The sequence below is a fragment of the Nonomuraea sp. B19D2 genome (assembly GCF_040137845.1).
GTDB lineage: Bacteria > Actinomycetota > Actinomycetes > Streptosporangiales > Streptosporangiaceae > Nonomuraea.
This window is the reverse complement of record NZ_JBEFAK010000058.1, coordinates 15,889-34,439: the sequence shown is the minus strand read 5'-3', so window position 1 is coordinate 34,439 and position 18,551 is coordinate 15,889. Positions and strand designations below refer to the sequence as shown.

The window sequence follows — 18,551 nt, the reverse complement described above, 5'->3', positions numbered from 1 at the left end:
CAGCGAGTGAAGATCACCAAAGATGATCACAACGTTGACGGGCATTGGAGACGTACAACGCCGGGCCGAAGCGCCTACTCCCGTTGTCAAACCTGCGTTCGATCTGGTTCGGGACGAAGAGATCGTGGGGTCAAATCCCGCCATCCCGACCCTGTGATGTCTCAGGACATCGGAACCCCTCGAACCTACGGGTTCGGGGGTGCGAAGCTCGGGGAAGACGCCCAAGGGCCCCTGTTTCGTCCAGGGGAGCAACCGGGCAAGGGGAAGACCGGACGGGTGAACGCGAGTGAACCCTTCGATGAGTCCTCGTCAAAGAGAGCCCTGGGCGACGAGATGAGGACCAGGGTGGTAGCGGCCGCACCTGCGCCACGTCGGCCACGGCTCACCCCAGCTGACCTGCCCGCATCCTCGGCTGGCTGGGACGAATCGGACCGCGCGCCGTGCTCGATGAAGAGCAGACACATACAGCCGTTGGAGAAGCACCGTCTCGACCACCAGGAAGGTTCGCCGCCTCCGTGGTCGCGCTCCTGTGCGCCGCCACGGTCCGCGAACTCCCACCCGCATCCAGACGGCCCCGGCCCGCTGCACCACGGCTCACCTCTGAGCCCCGGTATTGCACGCGTCGCCTGCCATACCGGGGACATACCCGCCATGAGCACAATGCCGATCGGAGGTGCACGATGTTCCAACTGTTGGGACGCTTGGCGGTGGTCGACGGCGGGGGCCGCGCGATCAACGTCCGGGCCGCGAAGCAGCAGGCGATCCTCGCCGTTCTCATGCTGCGTCCAGGCGGAGTGGTCAGCGTGGATCGGCTGATGACGGAGCTCTGGCCGGACGAGCCGCCGGCGACAGCCAGAGCGAGTCTGCAAACGTATGTATACCGCCTACGACGTACTCTGGCACCGCTGGCCGCCCACGGTGTCGACCTGACCACCCTCGGGGACGGCTACACCCTGGTCGTCCCGGATCGAGCGGTGGACATCAGGGCGTTCGAGCAGCGCTTCACCCGGGGAGCGAAAGCTCTGACTGCGGGCCGTCCGGAGGTGGCAGCGGGGCTGTTGCGTGAGGCGCTGGACATGTGGCACGGTCCGCTGGCGCCGGAGATCGACGTCGAAACCGTCCGCTGCGAGCGCCGCCGCCTGAACGCGATGCACCTGACCGCATCCGAGCTCTGTGTGGAGGCCGAGCTGCGGCTCGGCCTCCACAACTGGGTCATCCCGGAACTGGAGCGCCTCGTCGAGGCCCACCCTTTCCGTGAATCCCTATGGGAGATGCTGCTGCGGGCTCTGGCCGGGCGCGGCCGCCGCGCCGAAGCGCTCGCCGCCTACCGGCGCATGCGAGACATCCTCAGTACGGAACTCGGCATCGAGCCGGCCGACTCCCTGCGCCGGCAGCACCAGGAGATACTCCGAGGCGCGCCGCTCTAGCAACAGGTGTTGCAGACGATCACGTACTTTCCGCAGCTTCCGTCACAGCAGTGCGCCCGAAGCTTTATTCCGCCGATGCATTTGTAGATTTAGTAGCAGTCGACGGCGGCAGCGCTGTGCTGCGGGACGACCATCGCCAGAATCCGGTCGCTGAGCTTTTCTATCGCGTTTCTCATGGTCCTCGATATCGTGTTCTACGGGGTGCTCCCTAGCCGGCCGGAGCCGGCGGGACAGCTTCAGCTGCGCGATGAGTGCCGGCACGGCGGCGCACAGCACGATCAGCGTCATGGCAGGACTGATCACCAGCACGGACCCGACGAAGCCGATCACAGTGACAGCGGAGCGGACCAGGCCGAATGCCTCGGTGACGATGCCGTCGGCCCTGGACGTTCCCTCCTGGGCAAGGCGCAGCCGGTCGAGGAAGCGTGGATCCTCGAAAGGCCGGAGACCGGGAAATCGTGCCGTGGCCGCGAAGAGCCGGTCCGTCGTGGTGACCGCAATGGCGCGGCCGATCTGGCCGCCGAGGTACCGCGAGGCGTGCGGCAGGGTCGCGGCGACGACGCCGGTACCGGCCAGCCCTGCGGCGAGGCCCAGCAGCTCCGACAGGGAGGCTGTCCCGGTGAGGCCGTCGATGACCAGCTTGGTCAGCCAGGCCACCGCGACCGGCGTCGTGGCCATGCCCAGCAGGGTGAACGCGTACCCGATCATGGGAACGGCAGCGCTGCTCCAGCCGGTGGCCGCCGCCTCACACGCGGAGGCGGTCAGGCGCACCCCGTCAACGGCCATGCTGCGTTTCCAGCTTCTTGACGGTGACGGCATGGAGGTCGTCGGCGTGGAAGAAGCCGTGCTCGCGGGAGTCGAAGCTCTGCGGTGGACTCGGCGGTTCGCCAGGTCGATACGGGATGGCGGTCCGGTTTCGGCTTGCGCCGGGGACAACTGTCCGATGCTGCGGTGGGGTCGGGCCGTGTTGTAGTGCTCCAGGTAGCGGGTGAGGGGCGCCTGGGTGACCCAGTTCGCTGTCGGGTGAGTGGGTGGTGCCGAGCACGCGGACGCGTCGGGTGGTGTGCTCGATGGCCGCCAGGATGTACTGGCGCTGGCCACTGAGCGTGACGAATACGACGAATCGCAGGCCAGTAGGGCGTCGGCTTGCGAGCGCAGGAAAATTGGCCCACATGGTGGACGCCCGCTCGGGAAACGTTTCAAACGGTTTGACAGCTACCGAACTCGCGAACCGCCCTCTGCAGCAGCGGAGCCGGGACCACATACCCGCCGACAACCCGGATGACAGCACTTCCGATATATGGCGGGAACACGTGAAGGGCGACTTCGTGAAAGCTCGCCTCAAGGGTGCGCCCTGACCCGACCGATGAAGTACGGCGCGTTTCGCATCTTCAACTGGGTCAACTGCGAACGTTGATCATGTGTCAGACACTCCCTCGCATACGGAAGGATGAAATCACGTTCACCGGCCTGACCAACTGATTCGCGAGGAGTGGCAGCATGTTCCAGAGGTTGACCGACCGGGCGCGGCGTGTTGTCGTCCTGTCCCAGGACGAGGCCAGAATGCTCGACCACGACTACATCGGTACCGAGCATCTTCTCCTCGGTTTGATCCGGGAAGGTGAGGGTGTGGGTGCCACGGTTCTCAAGAACCTGGGGCTGAGCCTTGAAGACGTGCGCCGGCAGGTTGAGGAGAGCCAGGGCCGAGGCCAGTCCGTTGTGTCGGGATACCTTCCGTTCACCTCGTCGGCCAGCGAAGCCCTCGAGTCGTCGAACCAGGCGTCCTTGCAGCGCGGCCTCGACTACATCGGCACCGAGCACCTCCTGCTCGGGCTCGTCCGGGATGGTGCGAGTGCGGCGGCCCAGGTGCTGGTCAAGCTCGGGGTCGACCTCGACCATGTCGGGCGCGCCGCAGACGAACTCGTTCAGCAGCACGTGGGCCAAATAGGTGCTCGGGGTCGAGGTACTGTTTGACGGCGAGGCCGACGAAGGCTCGCTTGAGGAGGAAGGGCCCTCACCCCGGGGATTCTGGGCGTTGCAGGGCGATCAGGCTGCTCCGTAGTACTCGCTGATCAGTCCAGTGACGGTCCCCTTCCTGCCAAAATGGACAGAGGTAACAAACAGGCATAAAACTCTGTTCTGAGGGTGGGCTCAACATCCTCGGCGTGTCCGACGGAACCTGGCTCGATGCGGTCTACCGCAGCGCTCATCCCTTCACCGTCCCAGCGCCCGCGGGGAGTGAAGAAGCGTGCGCGTGCACCCACCAGGCGAGCGGAAGTGCGATCAGCACCACCGCCTGGATCGCGAGCAGCGCCGGAACGATGCCCCAACGGTCTGCCACCAGGCCGGCTCCCAGGGCGACGAGCGCGTAGAGCACGCTGCCGAGCAGCGACGCAAGCGAACCCATCGTCGCGCGTTCCCGGTCGGTGAACTCGCGCTGCAGCAACGTCTGCTGGGCGATTGTCGACATGCCATAGGCCGGTGACCCAAGCAGCACGGGCGAAAATACCGTCGGCTTGACCAGCGCCACGAAGTTCGCCACGTTGTCGAACAGCTCACCGAACAGCAGAGTGCGGGCCGCGCCCACCCGGCCGATCACCCAACCACTGACGCGGAAGCCGACGAAGGCCACGCCATGGCCGAAGGTGCGCCACAGGCCCAGCGCCCAGAGCGGCCACAGCCCTGCCACGAAAACAGGCGACAACTGGGCCGCGCTTTCGCTGCTGTAACGAAGCGCCGACACCAGAGTCATCCGGCGGAGCACCGGATTACGGCGGATGCCGCGCAGGGCCGATCCGAGATGCACCAGCACGTTCGATTCCCGCGGGCCGTGCACCCGCGGTTCCCGGACCCGCAAGGCGATGAGCACGCACAGCACCTGCGGCACGACCGACAGCACGACCACCACACGCAGCGACCACGCGCCGGCGACCACGCCACCTATGGCTGCCGCCAGTGCGAGCGCGATCTGGAACATCGAGTTCACCCGGCCCGAGTGCCGGGGGAACTCCTCCTCCCGGCCGGCTTCGAGCAACGTGTCGTAGAGCAGAGACTCGTTGTTGCCGCTCCACAGTGAGGTCGCCAATCCCTCCAGCACAACAGCAGCCAGGAGGAGGCCGTAGCCCGAAGCGCCGGCGTACCCGAGATGGGCGGCCACCATGACGACGGCACCGGCGATCATCGTGCCGCGTCGGCCGAGGCGGTCGGAGAGCACCCCGGTAGGGACTTCGAACGCTGCCGAAGACAGCATCTTCACCGCCAGGAGGCTGGCGGCAGCGGTGTACGAGCCGGTGACTTGCGCGAAGTAGACGACCATGATCGGCCCGTACATGCGGAAGTCGCCGAAGAAGTTGAACCAGCTCAGCAGGCGGACATTCCGGTTGACAGTCTGATCAGCGGAGTTCGGAGCAGGCGGAGCTGACCTCGACCGTTGAGATTTCCTGCCGAACGGGGCAGCGATCAGGCATTCGACCAGGACACGTACACGGAGCAGTGAAGAACGACGAGCGGACACAGCAGAACTCCCGGAAAGGCGAACGGAGACGCCAAACAGCGCCAAGGGCCGGTGACACGTGTCACCTCGCCCCGGCGACCGGGATGTGTGCTGACTTTGCTGCTACACGCGCGGCGTTACAAGCCTGCGACTGCGGTCACCAAGGGGCGAACGGAAGCTCCGGTCATCGTTGTAGACATCAGTGCTCCTCAAGTCCCCAGGCGGGCGGGATTCCGCAACAGCTTCGACTCTAGCGACCGAAGGACCTACGTGCCCGCTGAATCACGGACACAACGGCGGGTAACCGCGCCTCATGGCCGCTTGAGCCAATCCAGGATGGGTGCGCTCTTCCTCGGGGAGCCGGGTTAGTCAGGCTATGAGGCGGTATCTGTCCTGGTAGCGGGTGTGATGGACACGCGCGAGGTGGAAGCGGAAGTACACGTCGAGGTCGCCGTTGGCCTGCACGGCACGGAGCTTGAGGACCTCCTCTGCCCCGGCCAGCCCCCACCTGGCACCGGTAATGCTCAACCTGTCGGCGATGAGATGGCGGCAGGCCCCCTCGATCACGCCCGTCGCGATCGGCCACCCCGCCGCCGGCGCCTGGTCGTAGCGTAAGAACTCCTGCTTCGCGCGCAGGTAGCCGACGCACGCCTCCACCCCGCGGCGCCGCTCACCGTCCAGACGGGCGGGGATCCTGTGCCCGTAGAAGGCCCGACGTCGGCCGCCGCGGCCACCACCAACTGCTCGATCTGCCGCTTGCCGATCACCGGCCCGCACCTGGCCTCGATCGCCGTCTTGGCGGCATCGAACGAGCCGTGCACCGCCTCGGCCACCGCCACGCACCCGCCCGGATGGCTCCCGGTCGCTGACCGAATCGACTCCTCGCATGGGGACGCGGCGCCGCGGGAATGGCACCTCCTGGCCTGTAGAGCGCCGAAGGAAAAGCACTCCTCACGGCCGGCCGGATGTACTGCCCCCGGCGCGCCACCCGATGAGACAGGAGGCTCCACCGTGAACCCCACCATGTCCGTGAGCGAAGCTGGGCGAACGTTTGCCAGGCCCGCCGCTTACGCCGACGAGACCGGCCTTCACGAGGCACTCGCGCTGCTGCGCCGTGAATCTCCCGTCCACCGCGTGGAGGTCCCCGGATACACCCCGTTCTGGGCGGTCACCCGCCACGCCGACGTGCTGGAGATCGAGCGGGACCACAGCCTGTGGCTCAGCGCCCCGCGCCCCGTGCTGAGGACTGCGGACCTCGACGCCGCACTCGAAACGCGCCGGGCGCGGGGGACCGCGCTCAGGAGCATCGTCCACATGGACGATCCGGAGCACCGCGTCCTGCGCGCCGTCGGGGCCGACTGGTTCCGCCCCAAGGCCATGCGCGCCCTGGAGGTGCGGGTCCGAGAGCTCGCCCGCCTGCACGTGGACCGGATGGCAGAGTACGGCGGTGTGTGCGACTTCGCCCGCCAGGTCGCCGTGCACTATCCGCTCTACGTCATCCTTACCCTGCTGGGCCTGCCCGAGTCGGACTTCCCACGCATGTTGCGGCTCACGCAGGAGTTGTTCGGCCAGCATGACGAGGAGACCGGGCGCGGCGGTAGCCCGCAGGGCCACACCTCCGTGCTGGAGGACCTCTTCGCCTACTTCCACGAGCTGACGGCCGAGCGCAGGGCCAGGCCGACTGGCGACCTCGCCTCGGAGATCGCCAACGCCCGCATCGACGGTCGGCCGCTGGACGACAACACCGCCGCCTCCTACTACATCCTCATTGCCACGGCCGGGCACGACACCACCAGCTCCACCATCGCGGGCGGCCTGGAGGCGCTCATCCGGCACCCGGACGAGCTGCGGCGACTGCGGGACGACCCCGGCCTGCTGCCGACGGCCGCCGAGGAGATGATCCGGTGGGTGAGCCCTGTGAAGGAGTTCATGCGCACCGCCTCCGCCGACACTCAGGTCAACGGCACGCCAATCAGGAAGGGCGAATCCGTGCTGCTGTCGTACCCGTCGGCCAACAGGGACGAGGAGGTCTTCGCTGACCCGCTCCGCTTCGACGTCGGCCGCGACCCCAACAGGCACCTGGCCTTCGGCTCCGGCGTCCACTACTGCCTGGGCGCCGCGCTCGCCCGCATGGAGATCCGCGCGCTCTTCGCCGAACTCGTCCCCAGGCTGGCGAGCGTCGAGTTCGACGGCGAGCCCGTGTGGACCGCCACCACATTCGTCGGCGGACTCAAACGCCTCCCCATCCGCTACGTCATGCAGGACGGCTGAGCGTGCCGACTCAGGCGAGATCGCCGACTGGAACAGCGGAGACAGGATCAGGGGTAGCTGTCGTCACCTGCGGGACTCGCACCGCGGTCACGCTCGATGGTGGCGTGGGGCACCTCCTTGGCACTGAAGAGGACAGCCACGAGCAGTACGGCCAGAGCCGACATCATCCACGGCATTCGTCACGGGGGAGTTCGAGACCGCCACACCACTTCAGCCCTCATCGCATTCGGAGCGATCATCGGTTCTGGTCGACGAGCTATCGAAGGCGATACACGAGGGTCAAAATAGCGCTCCTCGCGAAGGCGGGGCCATCTTCGGCTATGGCTGGCGGTTGTGCGAGGGCGGAGTAGGCGGAGGTGCCACCGCCTACTCCGCCCCGATCCCGATGACCGTGCTCCGGCAGAGCTAGAGAAGCCCTCTGGAGGTGAACGCGGCATGCACGGCTGCCGCGGCGGTTTCGCCGCCGTGCCGCTGTGCCGCGTTCACCGTGGCCTCGGCCGCCGCCTTGAAGGTGGTGTCCTTGGCGAAGTCGAACTGCGCGTCGATGATGACCGTGCTGCCCAGCGTGTCACCAAGCCTGCTGCGGATGTCGTACAGGGCGGACGACCAGATCTCGCCGTCCGCGTGCACCTCGCCGACCATGTCCTCGGGGTAGTGCTTGGTGCCGTCCAGCCGGCGCAGGCAGTGCGGGACCCTTGACGTGTAGGAGACCGCATCCCAGTCGGCCACGCATGCCTCGGGAGTCCGTGTAGGTACGCCGGTCTTCCAACTGCTGACGGTCACGGCGAGGTAGTCGCCGAAGGCCTCACCGATCGCGCCCGATTCCAGGGTCGTGCCGAAGCCGGTCACCTGGCCGTCCTGCACTGAATGGCCGTACTCATGGACGATCACCTCGCCGTCCTCGGCGTCGTCCACACCTCCCTTGCCGAGGGTGATGTTGGCCTTGTCCTCCCTGAAGAAGGAGTTGTCGCCGCCGTACTGGTTGATCCGCAGCTCGATCTGGCGCTGGTTCACAGGGCGCAGCCGGGAGCCGAAGCCCAACGACTGGATGTACTGCTGGGCGGTGGTGACCCAGTAATAGCCCATGACCTGCTCGAACTGGTCACTGTCGCGATGCCAGGCCGGGAAGGCCCCGTTCACCGCCTCGGCGGGCTTGCCGGTCTCGCTCTTGACCCTGACGTAGCGCCCGGTGAGAGTGCCGGAGCCGTCCAGATCGGTGAGGGTGACGGTGCGGTATGCCGGGGCGAAGGCCGCGCCGTCGCGGTCGTGGTCGTCGACGAGGGACTCGTCGCCCGTGCTCTGGACCGCGTTGGGGTAGAAAACGGTGGCGGTTGGATCGGTCGTGGCCTGGGCGGTGCCCGGCGCGAGGAGCGCCGTGATGGTGCCGACCGCCAAGCAGGCCGCAGTCATACGAGGTCGGGGGGTGGTCACCGTAGATCCTCCAATTAGTGGGAATCTGGTGAACTTACGGGATTGGTGATCCTTTTGTCACCCCTGGGTGATACGGCAACGTTTGTCCCCATCGACGTGCAGAGAACCGGGTCAGTAGTCGGTCCCTGGTCCGCAGCAGGAGGCGGGGGAGGGCGGTCTTGACGCTACGGCGATTTTTCAAATGAATGGAGGCGTCCGGCGACCTGGTTAGTCTGCTGTGCCGTGACCAACCCAACGCGTGATCGCCACCGCCTTGTCGCCCGCCTCACCGCCGTCCTCGCCGGCGTGCTCTTGATCGCGGTGGCTGCGGGCTGCGCCGCCGCGGACGATCCGGTCAACGCCCAGGTCGGTTCCTGTCTCCAAGCGCTCGGAAAGGGCGGCAAGACCGTCCGGGACGACTTTCGCATCGTCGCGTGCAGCACTCCGGAGGCCGCCTACAAGGTGATCAAGAAGGGGGACCGCTGCGAGGACGTCACTAACGGATACGTCCAGGTCGGCAGCCGCCGGACACGCATCCAGCTGTGCTTGGTGCTTAACGCGAAGGAGGGCGACTGCTTCCACCAGGAGATCGGCTTCCCCACCGGCAAGGTGTCCAAGGTGACCTGCGGGCCATCGGCGACCTATCGGATCACGAAGGTGTCAGACGGGACCGCTGACGCATCAGTCTGCGGCGAAGGCGTTCCCAGCTGGACCAGGACCCCTGACGAACTGCCGCACGCCATTGTTTATCGTCATCCCGCACTCACGCTCTGCGCGGACGGGCTGTGATCTTGCATGCCGTCAACGGGACCGCGCCGAGCGATGATCGGCGTCCTGCGGGACCTGCCGGCTGACATCCCGATCGACGACCCTCCCGCACGGGCCTACGCGTTCTCGCACTGTATCGGGGTGAGCATGCCGAGGCTGCTGTGCCGTCGTCGCCGAGTCGCGACCGGTCAGGTCGTACTTCGGAAGGTGGCGTCGGCGTGAGACGCTGAGGTGTTCACTCTGGCGGATGGGACTGCTCCTGCGGTGAACTTGCCCCGCTGCCTCTTCGCGGACGCGCTTCGGCTCAGGCGGTCGGAAGTGCGGGAGGCGCGGTGCTCTCGCGTACGACGAGTTCGGTGGCCAGCTCGACGCGGCTCTGTGGCAGCTGCTCGCCATGGGCCAGCGTCAGCAGCATCGTGGTTGCCGCGGCGGCCATCTCGGTGAGGGGCTGGCGGATGGTGGTCAGCGGTGGAATGGCCCACCGCACCGACGGCATGTCGTCGAAGCCGATCACGCTGAGATCATCCGGGATGCGCAGGCCGAGCTGGTGGGCCGCGTGGTAGGCGCCGATGGCCTGGCCGTCGTTCGTGGCGAAGATCGCGGTTGGCCGGTCGGGCAGGCGCAGCATGCGGTGCGCTTCGGCCAGACCGCCCTCGATGAGGAAGTCCCCCCGGCCGATCAGCTCCGGGTCGACGGGCACGCCGGCCATGTCGAGGGCGGTTCGGTAGCCGTCGAGACGGGCCCGGCTGGACAGCGCGGAGTCGGGCCCGGTGATGATGGCGATGCGGCGATGCCCGAGCTCCAGGAGGTGGCGGGTGGCCGTGAGCCCGCCGTTCCAGTTGCCGGCGCCGACCGATGGGATGTTCCGCGCGGGAGCGTCGGCCGGATCCAGCAGGACCAGCGGGATCTCGCGGCGGGCGAGCTGTTCGTGCTGGGTCTCGGTCAGGCCGGAGAACACTGCGATCACGCCGCTCGGGCGGCGCCGCAATACACCCTCCAGCCAGGCGTCCCCGGCGGTGTGGTCACGGTGCAGGTCCGATATTCCCACCATGAGCTCGTGCTCACGGGCGACCCCCGCCACGCCTTTGGTGATCTCGACGGGATAGTCGCCCTCGAGTGCGTGGAAGACCAGCTCCACCATGGCCGTCGGCATGGAACGGCGGCGCTGCCGCCGGTAGCCGTGCCGGCGGATGAGCTCCTCCACGGCGGCGCGGGTTTCTGACGACACTTCGGAACGGCCGTTCACGACCTTGGAGACCGTCGCGGTGGAGACTCCGGCCAGCTCGGCGAGCTGCGCGATGGTGAGAGCGGACGACTCCGTGGTCATGGCGGCAGTCTAGTCACGGCGTGCGGAGCTGCGGGCAGTGCTGTCCTTCCAAGATCAAAGCTTCTGCGCCCCGGTCATGTCCGTGTTCGGACATGAGGACGACCCGGGCGGGCTCGGCCTTCCACCGAGCCCGCCGCGCCGGCTCCGCCTGGACCTGATCGCGTGCTGTGATGGCGCTCAGCCGATGGGGCATATACGCCGTCGCCGCGAACGTCAGGAACATCCGGGCCGGACCCGTGTCACGCCGTCAGCGCTGCAGCGTCAGCAGACCCGGCCGGTAGGGCCAGAGGCCGTAGTCGCCGCCGGAGTTGGGATTGCGCCCCTGGTAGAGCAGCTGCAGGTTGCAGGGATCAACGGTGAAGGTCTGATCGGCGCTGGTGCGGACCAGCTCGCCGTGGCTGATGTCGTTGGTCCAGGTGGCGCCGCTGTTGGCCTTGCCGGCGAAGGGGTTGCCCTCGGTCGCGGCCTGGGGTGTCCACGAACCGTTCAGACTGGTGGCGGTGAACGAGCGGAAGTAGCGGCCCTGCGCGCCGATCGCCTCGACGAGCATGAGGTACTTGTTCTGGCCCTGGAGCTTGTAGACCTGAACGGCTTCGAACAGGTTGTTCGTCGTGTCGCTCATGATCACCGTCGATGTGCTGCCGAAACTGCCCGGGAAGTTCCCGATGGGCATGCTGGCCCGGTAGATCTTGCCGTTGTCCCCGGCGAAGAACAGGTACATGTTGGTGCTGTCACCGATGAGCGTCTGGTCGATGGGTCCTGTTCCGGAGCCTGAGATGCTTCCGGAGAAGAGCACCTGCTGCGACGACCAGCCATTCGGGTTGGTGGGGTCGCTGGAGGTCCGGTAGGAGAAAGCGGTCCCGCCCCACTGGTAGGCGAGCACCCAGATGTTCTTCGGGGCGAAGTAGAAGAGCGTGGGCGCGACCGTGGAAGAAGACATCGTGTTCTGGCTGGCCGAGGCCATGTCGGACCAGTTGGTGAAGAGGCTGAAGTTCATCGAACCCCACCTCGTCCCCGTGTCGTGCGTCGTGGCGTAGACGAGATGCTTGCCGTTGTAGGGGGCGACGGTGAAGTCCTTGAGCGAGACCCACCCCGACTTCGGGGTCGCCAGCGGGCCCGTCGAGGTCCAGCGGTACGTCGACGGAAGATCGCACTGACCGGGGTTGCCGCCGCCGTCCACCCGGACGAGTTGCCATTGCTGGTTGGTACCGCCCCAGTCGTCGTACTGGACGATGTTGGCGCCGTCGGCGGTGGAGGCGCCCTGGACCTCCAGGGCCTTGTTGCTGTGGCGCGAGATGAACCTGACATGGCCGTCGGAGCTGTCGGCCAGTCGCCACTGCTGGTTGGTGCCGTTGCCGTCGGCCCATTGCACGATCGCGCCGCCGTTGGCGGTGGAGAAGTTGTAGACGTCGAGCACCTTGCCGGAGTGGCGGGATTTGATGCGGTAGTAGCCGCCGCCGGAGTCGACGAACTGCCATTGCTGCTGGTTCTGGTTGTTCCTGGTCCACTGGGTGATGCGGCCGCCGTCGGCGGTGGAGAGGTTGTAGACGTCCAGGGCCTTGCCGCTGTTGCGGTTGACCAGGACGTACCAGGCGTTGGTGTCGACGGTGGCCGCGTTGGCGGACTGAGTCTGAAGGGCGACGAACAGGCTCGCCAGTAAGGTGGCCAACGCCGCGAGAACGGATAGAGATCTGAATTTCATGATGTGCTCCGATTTATCCGACTTTGACGAGCTGCCATTGCTGGTTGGTGCCTTCCTGGTGTCGACGTGTTGCCTCAGGGGGTGGTGAGGTCGAAGCGGCGCACGGTGACCGCGCCGCCGAGGGACTGGGTGGCGTAGTTGAAGATCCCGAAGCGGTAGCCCATGAAGAACTGCCAGGCGTTGTTCAACGTGAAGGCCGGGCCGAAGCTCACGAAGGTGCTCCCGTCGGTGCTGTAGGAGAAGCGGGCCTGCCTGCCGGAACCCGGCCGGATGTCGGCGCTGACCCGCAACCAGATCCGGCCGCCCGAGAGGTTGGCGCTCGCCGCCTCGGTGCCGGTGCCGGTGGTCTGCCACGAGCTGTTCATGGTCAGGCCGTTGGTCATCACGACCCGGTTGACGCCGTTGTCGCGCTTGACGCCGATCCAGGCCGACTGGTCACGCAGCATGGCCAGGCCTGCGCGGTCGCCGTTGGTCATCTGCGAGTAGTCAAGCTCGATCGTCGCCGTCGATGACGGGCCCTGGATACGGTGGGTCAGCGTGTTGCGGGCGTTGTAGAGGTCGCCTGTGACGGTGGCGGTCTGCAGGCGCAGGCCGTTGCCGGTGGAGAAGCGGCTGGTGTCGGGGTTGTGGTTCCACTCCCAGCGGTGCCCGAGGCTGCCCGAGGTGAAGGTGTCGGGGCCGATCATGGACGCCACCGTCCGGCTGGTCTGGATGTTCGGCTTCGGATAGGTGACTCCCCAGCCGCCGTTGACGGTCTGCACGGTCGGCCAGTCGCCGGTCCAGGTGATCGGTGCGAGTGCCGGGACGCGGCCGCCGGGGTAGGCATCGACGAACGACATGTAGTACCAGTCGCCGTTCTGGGTCTGGACGAGCCCGCCTTGGTGGGGGACTCCGCCGCCGGAGATGGGGCCGGGCATGTTGAGCAGGACCTGGCGCATCTCGTACGGGCCCCACGGCGAGGTGGAGCGGAGCACGTACTGGCCGTTGGCGGGGCGGGTCAGCCAGATGTAGTAGTAGCCGTTCCGCTTGTAGAAGCGGGCGCCCTCCAGGGTGCCGACGCTGCTCGGAGTCTGGAACACCTGCTGGGCGCGCACTTGGCTGAGCCCGTCGGCCGAGAGCTGGGCGACGCTGATGGTGCCGTTGCCGTAGGCGACGTACATGGTGTCGTTGGTGTCGATCAGCAGGCCGGCGTCGTAGTAGCAGTTGTTGATCTGCGAGCGCTTGGTCCACGTGCCGTCCACGGCGGAGGCGGTGTAGACATAGGTCCGGTTGAACTCGACGCAGCCGATCCAGTAGTAGGTGCTGTTGCTGGGCCGGTAGTTCAGGGTCGAGGCCCAGATGCCCTTCACGTACGCCCGGCCGCCATTGAGGTCGTATGCGCCGGAGTTGAAATCGAGCCTCGGGACCGAGTGGCCGGCGTACTCCCAGTCGACCAGGTTGTAGGAGCGCAGGATCGGCGCGCCCGGCGAGTAGTGCATCGTCGAGGCCGAGTAGTAGTAGGCGTCGTCGACCCGGATGATGTCGCCGTCGGCGAAGTCCTGCCAGACGACCGGGTTGGTGTAGGTGCCGCCCGGATCAGGGGTGCTGTCGACGGGGACGAGTTGCCATTGCTGGTTGGTGCCGCCCCAGTCGTCGTACTGGACGATGTTGGCGCCGTCGGCGGTGGAGGCGCCCTGGACCTCCAGGGCCTTGTTGCTGTGGCGCGAGATGAACCTGACATGGCCGTCGGAGCTGTCGGCCAGTCGCCACTGCTGGTTGGTGCCGTTGCCGTCGGCCCATTGCACGATCGCGCCGCCGTTGGCGGTGGAGAAGTTGTAGACGTCGAGCACCTTGCCGGAGTGGCGGGATTTGATGCGGTAGTAGCCGCCGCCGGAGTCGACGAACTGCCATTGCTGCTGGTTCTGGTTGTTCCTGGTCCACTGGGTGATGCGGCCGCCGTCGGCGGTCGAGAGGTTGTAGACGTCCAGGGCCTTGCCGCTGTTGCGGTTGACCAGGACGTACCAGGCGTTGGTGTCGACCGTCGCGGCCGACGCCTGGGGCGTGAGGAACACGCCCACGAGAAGCAGTGACGAGAGAACCGCGAGCACGCGCGTCACAGGAACCTCCAGAGGTTGTTGTTCGCGCCGTTGTCATCGGCGAGCACGACCTGCGCGCCCTGCGAGGTGCCGGCGAGGCCGAGGACCCGGCCGCCGTCGGCACACTGGATGCGGAAGACGAGCCCCACCCGTAGCGCAGGCGCCAGCGGCGGAGATATCGCTGGCAGGCATATTGTTAGCGCTAACAGCTCGCTGCTGAGGTCACCCGGGACCATGACATGCCGGCGAACGCTGTGTCCCTTGCCGTCGCCAGGGATGAGGGGCAACATCCAGGGCTCCTTGACTCAATCGCAGTTGGCGCCGCGAAATCTGTAGCGCTAACTTCCTCCGGCCGAGGGCTGTGGGCGGCCTAATCCGTTGAGCTCGTTGTCGCGGAGTACATCCGACGGTCCGGACCGGCGTCAACAAGGGGCATTCCTCTCGACCTGGGCGTCGCCATGAGAACGCCTTTCAACCTGGAGTTCTGCCTGCCAAGGAGATCGTGCCGCATTGCTTGTACCGGTGAAAGTTTCATAGAAGTTACCCCTGGACAACCGGGTAATTTTCGACGAATCGCGGGTTAAGTTTCGGGCGGCCCCTCCCTCGGCCCCCGCCAGGGCCGAGGGAGGGTCGCGCCGGCGGCGCGGTCAGCAGATGGAGCTGGTCTGGGTCAGCAGGCCCATGTGCCAGGGCGACCAGTCGGTGAAGCTCACGCGCTGCCCGCGTTGTAGGTCCACTTCTGGTTGCTGCCGCCCCAGCAGCTGTACAGCTGCAGCCCTGTGCCGTTGCCGGTGCCGCCGCCGATGGCGTCAAGGCACAGCCCGGACTGTACGCCCACGATCGTGCCGTCAGAGTTGACGCGCCATTTCTGGTTGTCGCCACCCCAGCAGGAGTAGATCTGGATCTTGGCGCCGCTGCCTGTGCCCCCGGCGTCCAGGCACTTGTCGCCGTACTTCAGCTCCCCGGTCGTGGTCTGCATCCACCGCTGGTTGCTCTGACCGTTGCAGTCCCACAGTTGCACCGCGGTGCCGTCGGTGGTGCTGGAGTTGGGTACGTCCACGCAGCGGCCGGAGGCCGTGTTCTTGATCTGCCCCGCGTCGCCCCCGCCGGGCGGCGGCGTCGTGCCGCCGCCGTTGAGCACGTTGAGCACCGCGGTGTAGGCGGCCTTCTTGTTGCCGTTGCTGTCGAAGAGCAGCGGGGTGGTGTTGGCGCCGAGCCAGGAGTCGCTGTCGCGAACCCCCCAGACCGAGATGCCGGTACAACGCGGCACCGCCAGGCAGTCACGGACGACGTTGGCGTACGTGGTGGCCGAGCCGCCCTGGATGTCCAGCTCGGTGATCTGCACGTCGACCCCCAGCGCGGCGAAGCTCTGGATGGTCGTGCGGTAGTTGCTGTTGTAGGGGCTGTTGCCGTTGAAGTGCGACTGCAGGCCGACGCAGTCGATCGGCACGCCGCGGGCCTTGAAGTCCCTGACCATGTTGTAGACGCCCTGGGTCTTGGCCCAGGACCAGTTGTCGATGTTGTAGTCGTTGTAGCAGAGCTTGGCGGCCGGGTCGGCGGCGCGCGCGGTGCGGAAGGCCACCTCGATCCAGTCGTTGCCGGTGCGCTGGAGGTTGGAGTCACGCCGGCCGCCGGAGTTGCCGTCGGCGTAGGCCTCGTTGACCACGTCCCAGGCGTAGATCTTGCCCTTGTAGTGCGCCATGACGCCGTTGATGTGGTTGATCATCGCCTGGCGCAGCGAGCTGCCCGACAGCGCCTGCATCCAGCCCGGCTGCTGGGAGTGCCAGGCCAGGGTGTGCCCGCGCACTCGCTTGCCGTTCTGCACGGCCCAGTTGTAGACCCGGTCCCCGCTGGTGAAGTTGAACTGCCCCCGGTTGGGCTCGGTGGCGTCGATCTTCATCTCGTTCTCGGCCGTCACCATGTTGAACTCGCGATTGGCGATCGTCGTGTAGGCGGAGTCGCCGAGCTTGCCCGAGGCGATGGCGGTGCCGAAGTAGCGGCCGCTCTGTGCGGCGGCCGCGCCGAGCGTGCTCGCCGCGGCATCGGCTGGAATCGCCGTCGCCAGTGTCGTGATCAGGCCGAGTGCGCCGAGCGCGCCGCTGATCAGCGCCCGGCGGCGCGCGCCGAGCGGCCATCGCGCGGTAGGGGGGGACATGGCGTTGACGCGCATGTTCGAGCCTCCATAAGCGAACTGGGGAAAGGATCGTGCTGGACACCTGCGGGACCGACGCCGCGCCCCGGTAGGGACGCACACCACAGGCGTCGGGACGGCAGTCCCTCCGCTGAGCACCGCCGAGCCGGTAGGGGAAGATCGCCTCGAGCACTCAGTGTGGAAATCTCGCCGAAAATTGTCAAGGATGCAGTGAAAACTTTCGACGTACACCTGCTCTGCTTGGCTGGGTTTTACTGGCATGATGTGCGACTTGGGCTCTTGAAAGTTTCGGCCGATCTCGCCAGGTGGGACTGAGGTGAAAGTTTCATGGCGACGCCCTCGCTGATCGACTGCGGTCAGACTCGATAATTCGAGGTGGGCGCGCTGAGGCACTGCCTCTGCCGATCCGCTGCACGTTAAGGCGCTCTTGACAGTACCTTTCTGTCTCGTATTTGCTCCGTCCGCCAACAGCTCAAGTAGGCAGCCGTTTGTTAGCGCTAACAGCGGAGGTGGGCCAATGAAGCGCAGCGAACCGCGTACGAGAAGGTCCGCGGGCATCGGAGCCGCCCTGGCGGCTCTGATCGTGGCGGTGGCCACCGCTCTGTCCGTGTTCCTCACGGCTGCGCCGGGAGCGTCGGCGGCGGTCCTGACCGAAGTGACGAGCTTCGGCGCCAACCCGGGCGGTCTGCGGATGTACCTCTACGTCCCCGACAGAGTGGAGTCCAGGCCGGGCGTCCTGGTGGCGATGCACGGTTGCAACGGCTGGGCTCCGGCCTTCCACCAGGGCACCGAGTTCGCCTCGCTGGCCGACCGGTACGGCTTCATCGTCATCTACCCGCAGGCGAACAAGAGCGCCAACGGCATGTCGAACTGTTTCGACGTGTGGTCCAACGAGGCCCTGCGGCACGGCGGCGGCAGCGACCCGGTGTCGATCGTCTCCATGACGAACTATGTGCTGCAACGCTACAACGGCGACCCGCAGCGGGTGTTCGCCACCGGCTTCTCCTCCGGCGCCATGGAGACCAACAACCTGCTCGCCACGTATCCGGACGTGTTCAAGGCCGGCGCGCCGTTCGCGGGGGTTCCCTACGGTTGTCTCGGCCCCGCAGGGTGCGGCGACAAGACGCCGCAGCAGTGGGGTGACCTGGTCAGGAACGCCTACCCCGGCTACACCGGACCCCGCCCGCGCATGATGGCCTGGCACGGCACCGCCGACTCGGTGCTGCCGTACACGATGCTGCAGGAAGAGGTCGACCAGTGGACCAACGCGCACGGACTGAGTCAGACCCCCGCCTCCACTGACAGCCCGCAATCCGGCTGGACCCGGCGGATCTTCGGCTCCGGACAGGTCGAGGCGTACACCATCACCGGAGCCGGCCACGACCTGCCGCGCACCGGGATGGCCGCGTACGCCATCCGCTTCTTCGGCCTGGACGGCGGCTCGTCCACCACGACGCCGACTCCACCACTCGCCGGGCAGATCAAGGGAGTCGGCTCCGGGCGTTGCCTGGACGTGCCCGGTGCCGCCACCGCCGACAGCACAACGATGCAGTTGTGGGACTGCAACGGGCGCGTCAACCAGCAGTGGGCCGCCACCTCGACCGGGGAGCTCAGGGTCTATGGCAACAAATGCCTCGACGCGGCCGGCAACGGCAACGGCGCCGGCATCCAGATCTACTCCTGCCACGGCGGCGACAACCAGAAATGGCGCGTGAACGCCGACGGCACCATCACCGGGGTGCAGTCCGGGCTGTGCCTTGACGCCGTAGGCCAGGGAACCGCCAACGGCACCCGGCTCCAGCTCTACTCCTGCCACGGCGGCGCCAATCAGCGCTGGACCCGCACCTGACACACCGCGGCCCCCGATCTGGAAGGTAAACATGAAATTTCGGTTCGGCGTCTTACCCCGGCGCGGTGCCCTTGTGC

Annotated in this window: 14 protein-coding genes; 5 read left to right on the top strand and 9 right to left on the bottom strand. The window is 66.8% G+C overall.

Annotation, left to right across the window (positions count from 1 at the left end; translation table 11 throughout):
- Nucleotides 1-680 precede the first annotated feature (680 nt).
- On the top strand, nucleotides 681-1,427 hold the full coding sequence (locus tag ABN273_RS51825) for an AfsR/SARP family transcriptional regulator (protein WP_349457105.1): 747 nt from the start codon (nucleotides 681-683) through the stop codon (nucleotides 1,425-1,427).
- Between the two features lie 42 nt (nucleotides 1,428-1,469).
- On the opposite strand, the gene ABN273_RS51820 is transcribed toward ABN273_RS51825, so the two are convergent.
- The gene (locus ABN273_RS51820) at nucleotides 1,470-2,198 is read right to left on the bottom strand and encodes an ABC transporter ATP-binding protein (protein ID WP_349457104.1); all 729 of its coding nucleotides are present in this window, start codon (nucleotides 2,196-2,198) and stop codon (nucleotides 1,470-1,472) included.
- Between the two features lie 729 nt (nucleotides 2,199-2,927).
- Between ABN273_RS51820 and ABN273_RS51815 the strand changes: the two genes are divergently transcribed.
- On the top strand, nucleotides 2,928-3,401 hold the full coding sequence (locus ABN273_RS51815; RefSeq protein WP_349457103.1) for a Clp protease N-terminal domain-containing protein: 474 nt from the start codon (nucleotides 2,928-2,930) through the stop codon (nucleotides 3,399-3,401).
- A gap of 232 nt (nucleotides 3,402-3,633) precedes the next feature.
- Here ABN273_RS51815 and ABN273_RS51810 read toward each other — a convergent pair whose 3' ends face one another.
- Nucleotides 3,634-4,941, bottom strand: a complete 1,308-nt coding sequence (locus ABN273_RS51810) for an MFS transporter (RefSeq protein ID WP_349457102.1) — start codon at nucleotides 4,939-4,941, stop codon at nucleotides 3,634-3,636.
- A gap of 348 nt (nucleotides 4,942-5,289) precedes the next feature.
- Nucleotides 5,290-5,577: a hypothetical protein gene (locus ABN273_RS51805; RefSeq protein WP_502911292.1), complete on the bottom strand. Its 288-nt coding sequence runs from the start codon at nucleotides 5,575-5,577 to the stop codon at nucleotides 5,290-5,292.
- A 354-nt stretch (nucleotides 5,578-5,931) separates the two neighbouring features.
- On the opposite strand from ABN273_RS51805, the gene ABN273_RS51800 reads away from it, so the two are divergent.
- On the top strand, nucleotides 5,932-7,191 hold the full coding sequence (locus tag ABN273_RS51800; protein WP_349457101.1) for a cytochrome P450: 1,260 nt from the start codon (nucleotides 5,932-5,934) through the stop codon (nucleotides 7,189-7,191).
- A gap of 405 nt (nucleotides 7,192-7,596) precedes the next feature.
- Here ABN273_RS51800 and ABN273_RS51795 read toward each other — a convergent pair whose 3' ends face one another.
- Nucleotides 7,597-8,622: a M36 family metallopeptidase gene (locus ABN273_RS51795; RefSeq protein ID WP_349457100.1), complete on the bottom strand. Its 1,026-nt coding sequence runs from the start codon at nucleotides 8,620-8,622 to the stop codon at nucleotides 7,597-7,599.
- A gap of 285 nt (nucleotides 8,623-8,907) precedes the next feature.
- Between ABN273_RS51795 and ABN273_RS51790 the strand changes: the two genes are divergently transcribed.
- Entirely contained in the window at nucleotides 8,908-9,390 is a 483-nt protein-coding gene (locus ABN273_RS51790) for an LppU/SCO3897 family protein (protein WP_349457099.1), read from the top strand.
- A 283-nt stretch (nucleotides 9,391-9,673) separates the two neighbouring features.
- Here ABN273_RS51790 and ABN273_RS51785 read toward each other — a convergent pair whose 3' ends face one another.
- The 5 genes from ABN273_RS51785 to ABN273_RS51765 form a co-directional block, all read right to left on the bottom strand.
- Nucleotides 9,674-10,696, bottom strand: a complete 1,023-nt coding sequence (locus tag ABN273_RS51785) for a LacI family DNA-binding transcriptional regulator (RefSeq protein ID WP_349457098.1) — start codon at nucleotides 10,694-10,696, stop codon at nucleotides 9,674-9,676.
- Between the two features lie 247 nt (nucleotides 10,697-10,943).
- Nucleotides 10,944-12,398, bottom strand: coding sequence for a non-reducing end alpha-L-arabinofuranosidase family hydrolase (locus tag ABN273_RS51780; protein WP_349457097.1), 1,455 nt, complete (start codon nucleotides 12,396-12,398; stop codon nucleotides 10,944-10,946).
- 74 nt (nucleotides 12,399-12,472) lie between these two features.
- On the bottom strand, nucleotides 12,473-14,494 hold the full coding sequence (locus tag ABN273_RS51775) for a family 43 glycosylhydrolase (RefSeq protein ID WP_349457096.1): 2,022 nt from the start codon (nucleotides 14,492-14,494) through the stop codon (nucleotides 12,473-12,475).
- Nucleotides 14,491-14,763 (bottom strand): RICIN domain-containing protein, encoded by a 273-nt coding sequence (locus ABN273_RS51770; protein WP_349457095.1) that lies wholly within the window; start codon nucleotides 14,761-14,763, stop codon nucleotides 14,491-14,493. Before ABN273_RS51770 ends, ABN273_RS51775 begins: the two co-directional genes overlap by 4 nt.
- A 419-nt stretch (nucleotides 14,764-15,182) precedes the next feature.
- Nucleotides 15,183-16,643 carry an endo-1,4-beta-xylanase gene (locus ABN273_RS51765; RefSeq protein WP_349457094.1) on the bottom strand — a complete coding sequence of 487 codons (1,461 nt, stop codon included), beginning with the start codon at nucleotides 16,641-16,643 and terminating at the stop codon, nucleotides 15,183-15,185.
- A gap of 499 nt (nucleotides 16,644-17,142) precedes the next feature.
- Between ABN273_RS51765 and ABN273_RS51760 the strand changes: the two genes are divergently transcribed.
- Nucleotides 17,143-18,474, top strand: a complete 1,332-nt coding sequence (locus tag ABN273_RS51760; RefSeq protein WP_349457093.1) for an extracellular catalytic domain type 1 short-chain-length polyhydroxyalkanoate depolymerase — start codon at nucleotides 17,143-17,145, stop codon at nucleotides 18,472-18,474.
- Nucleotides 18,475-18,551 lie beyond the last annotated feature (77 nt).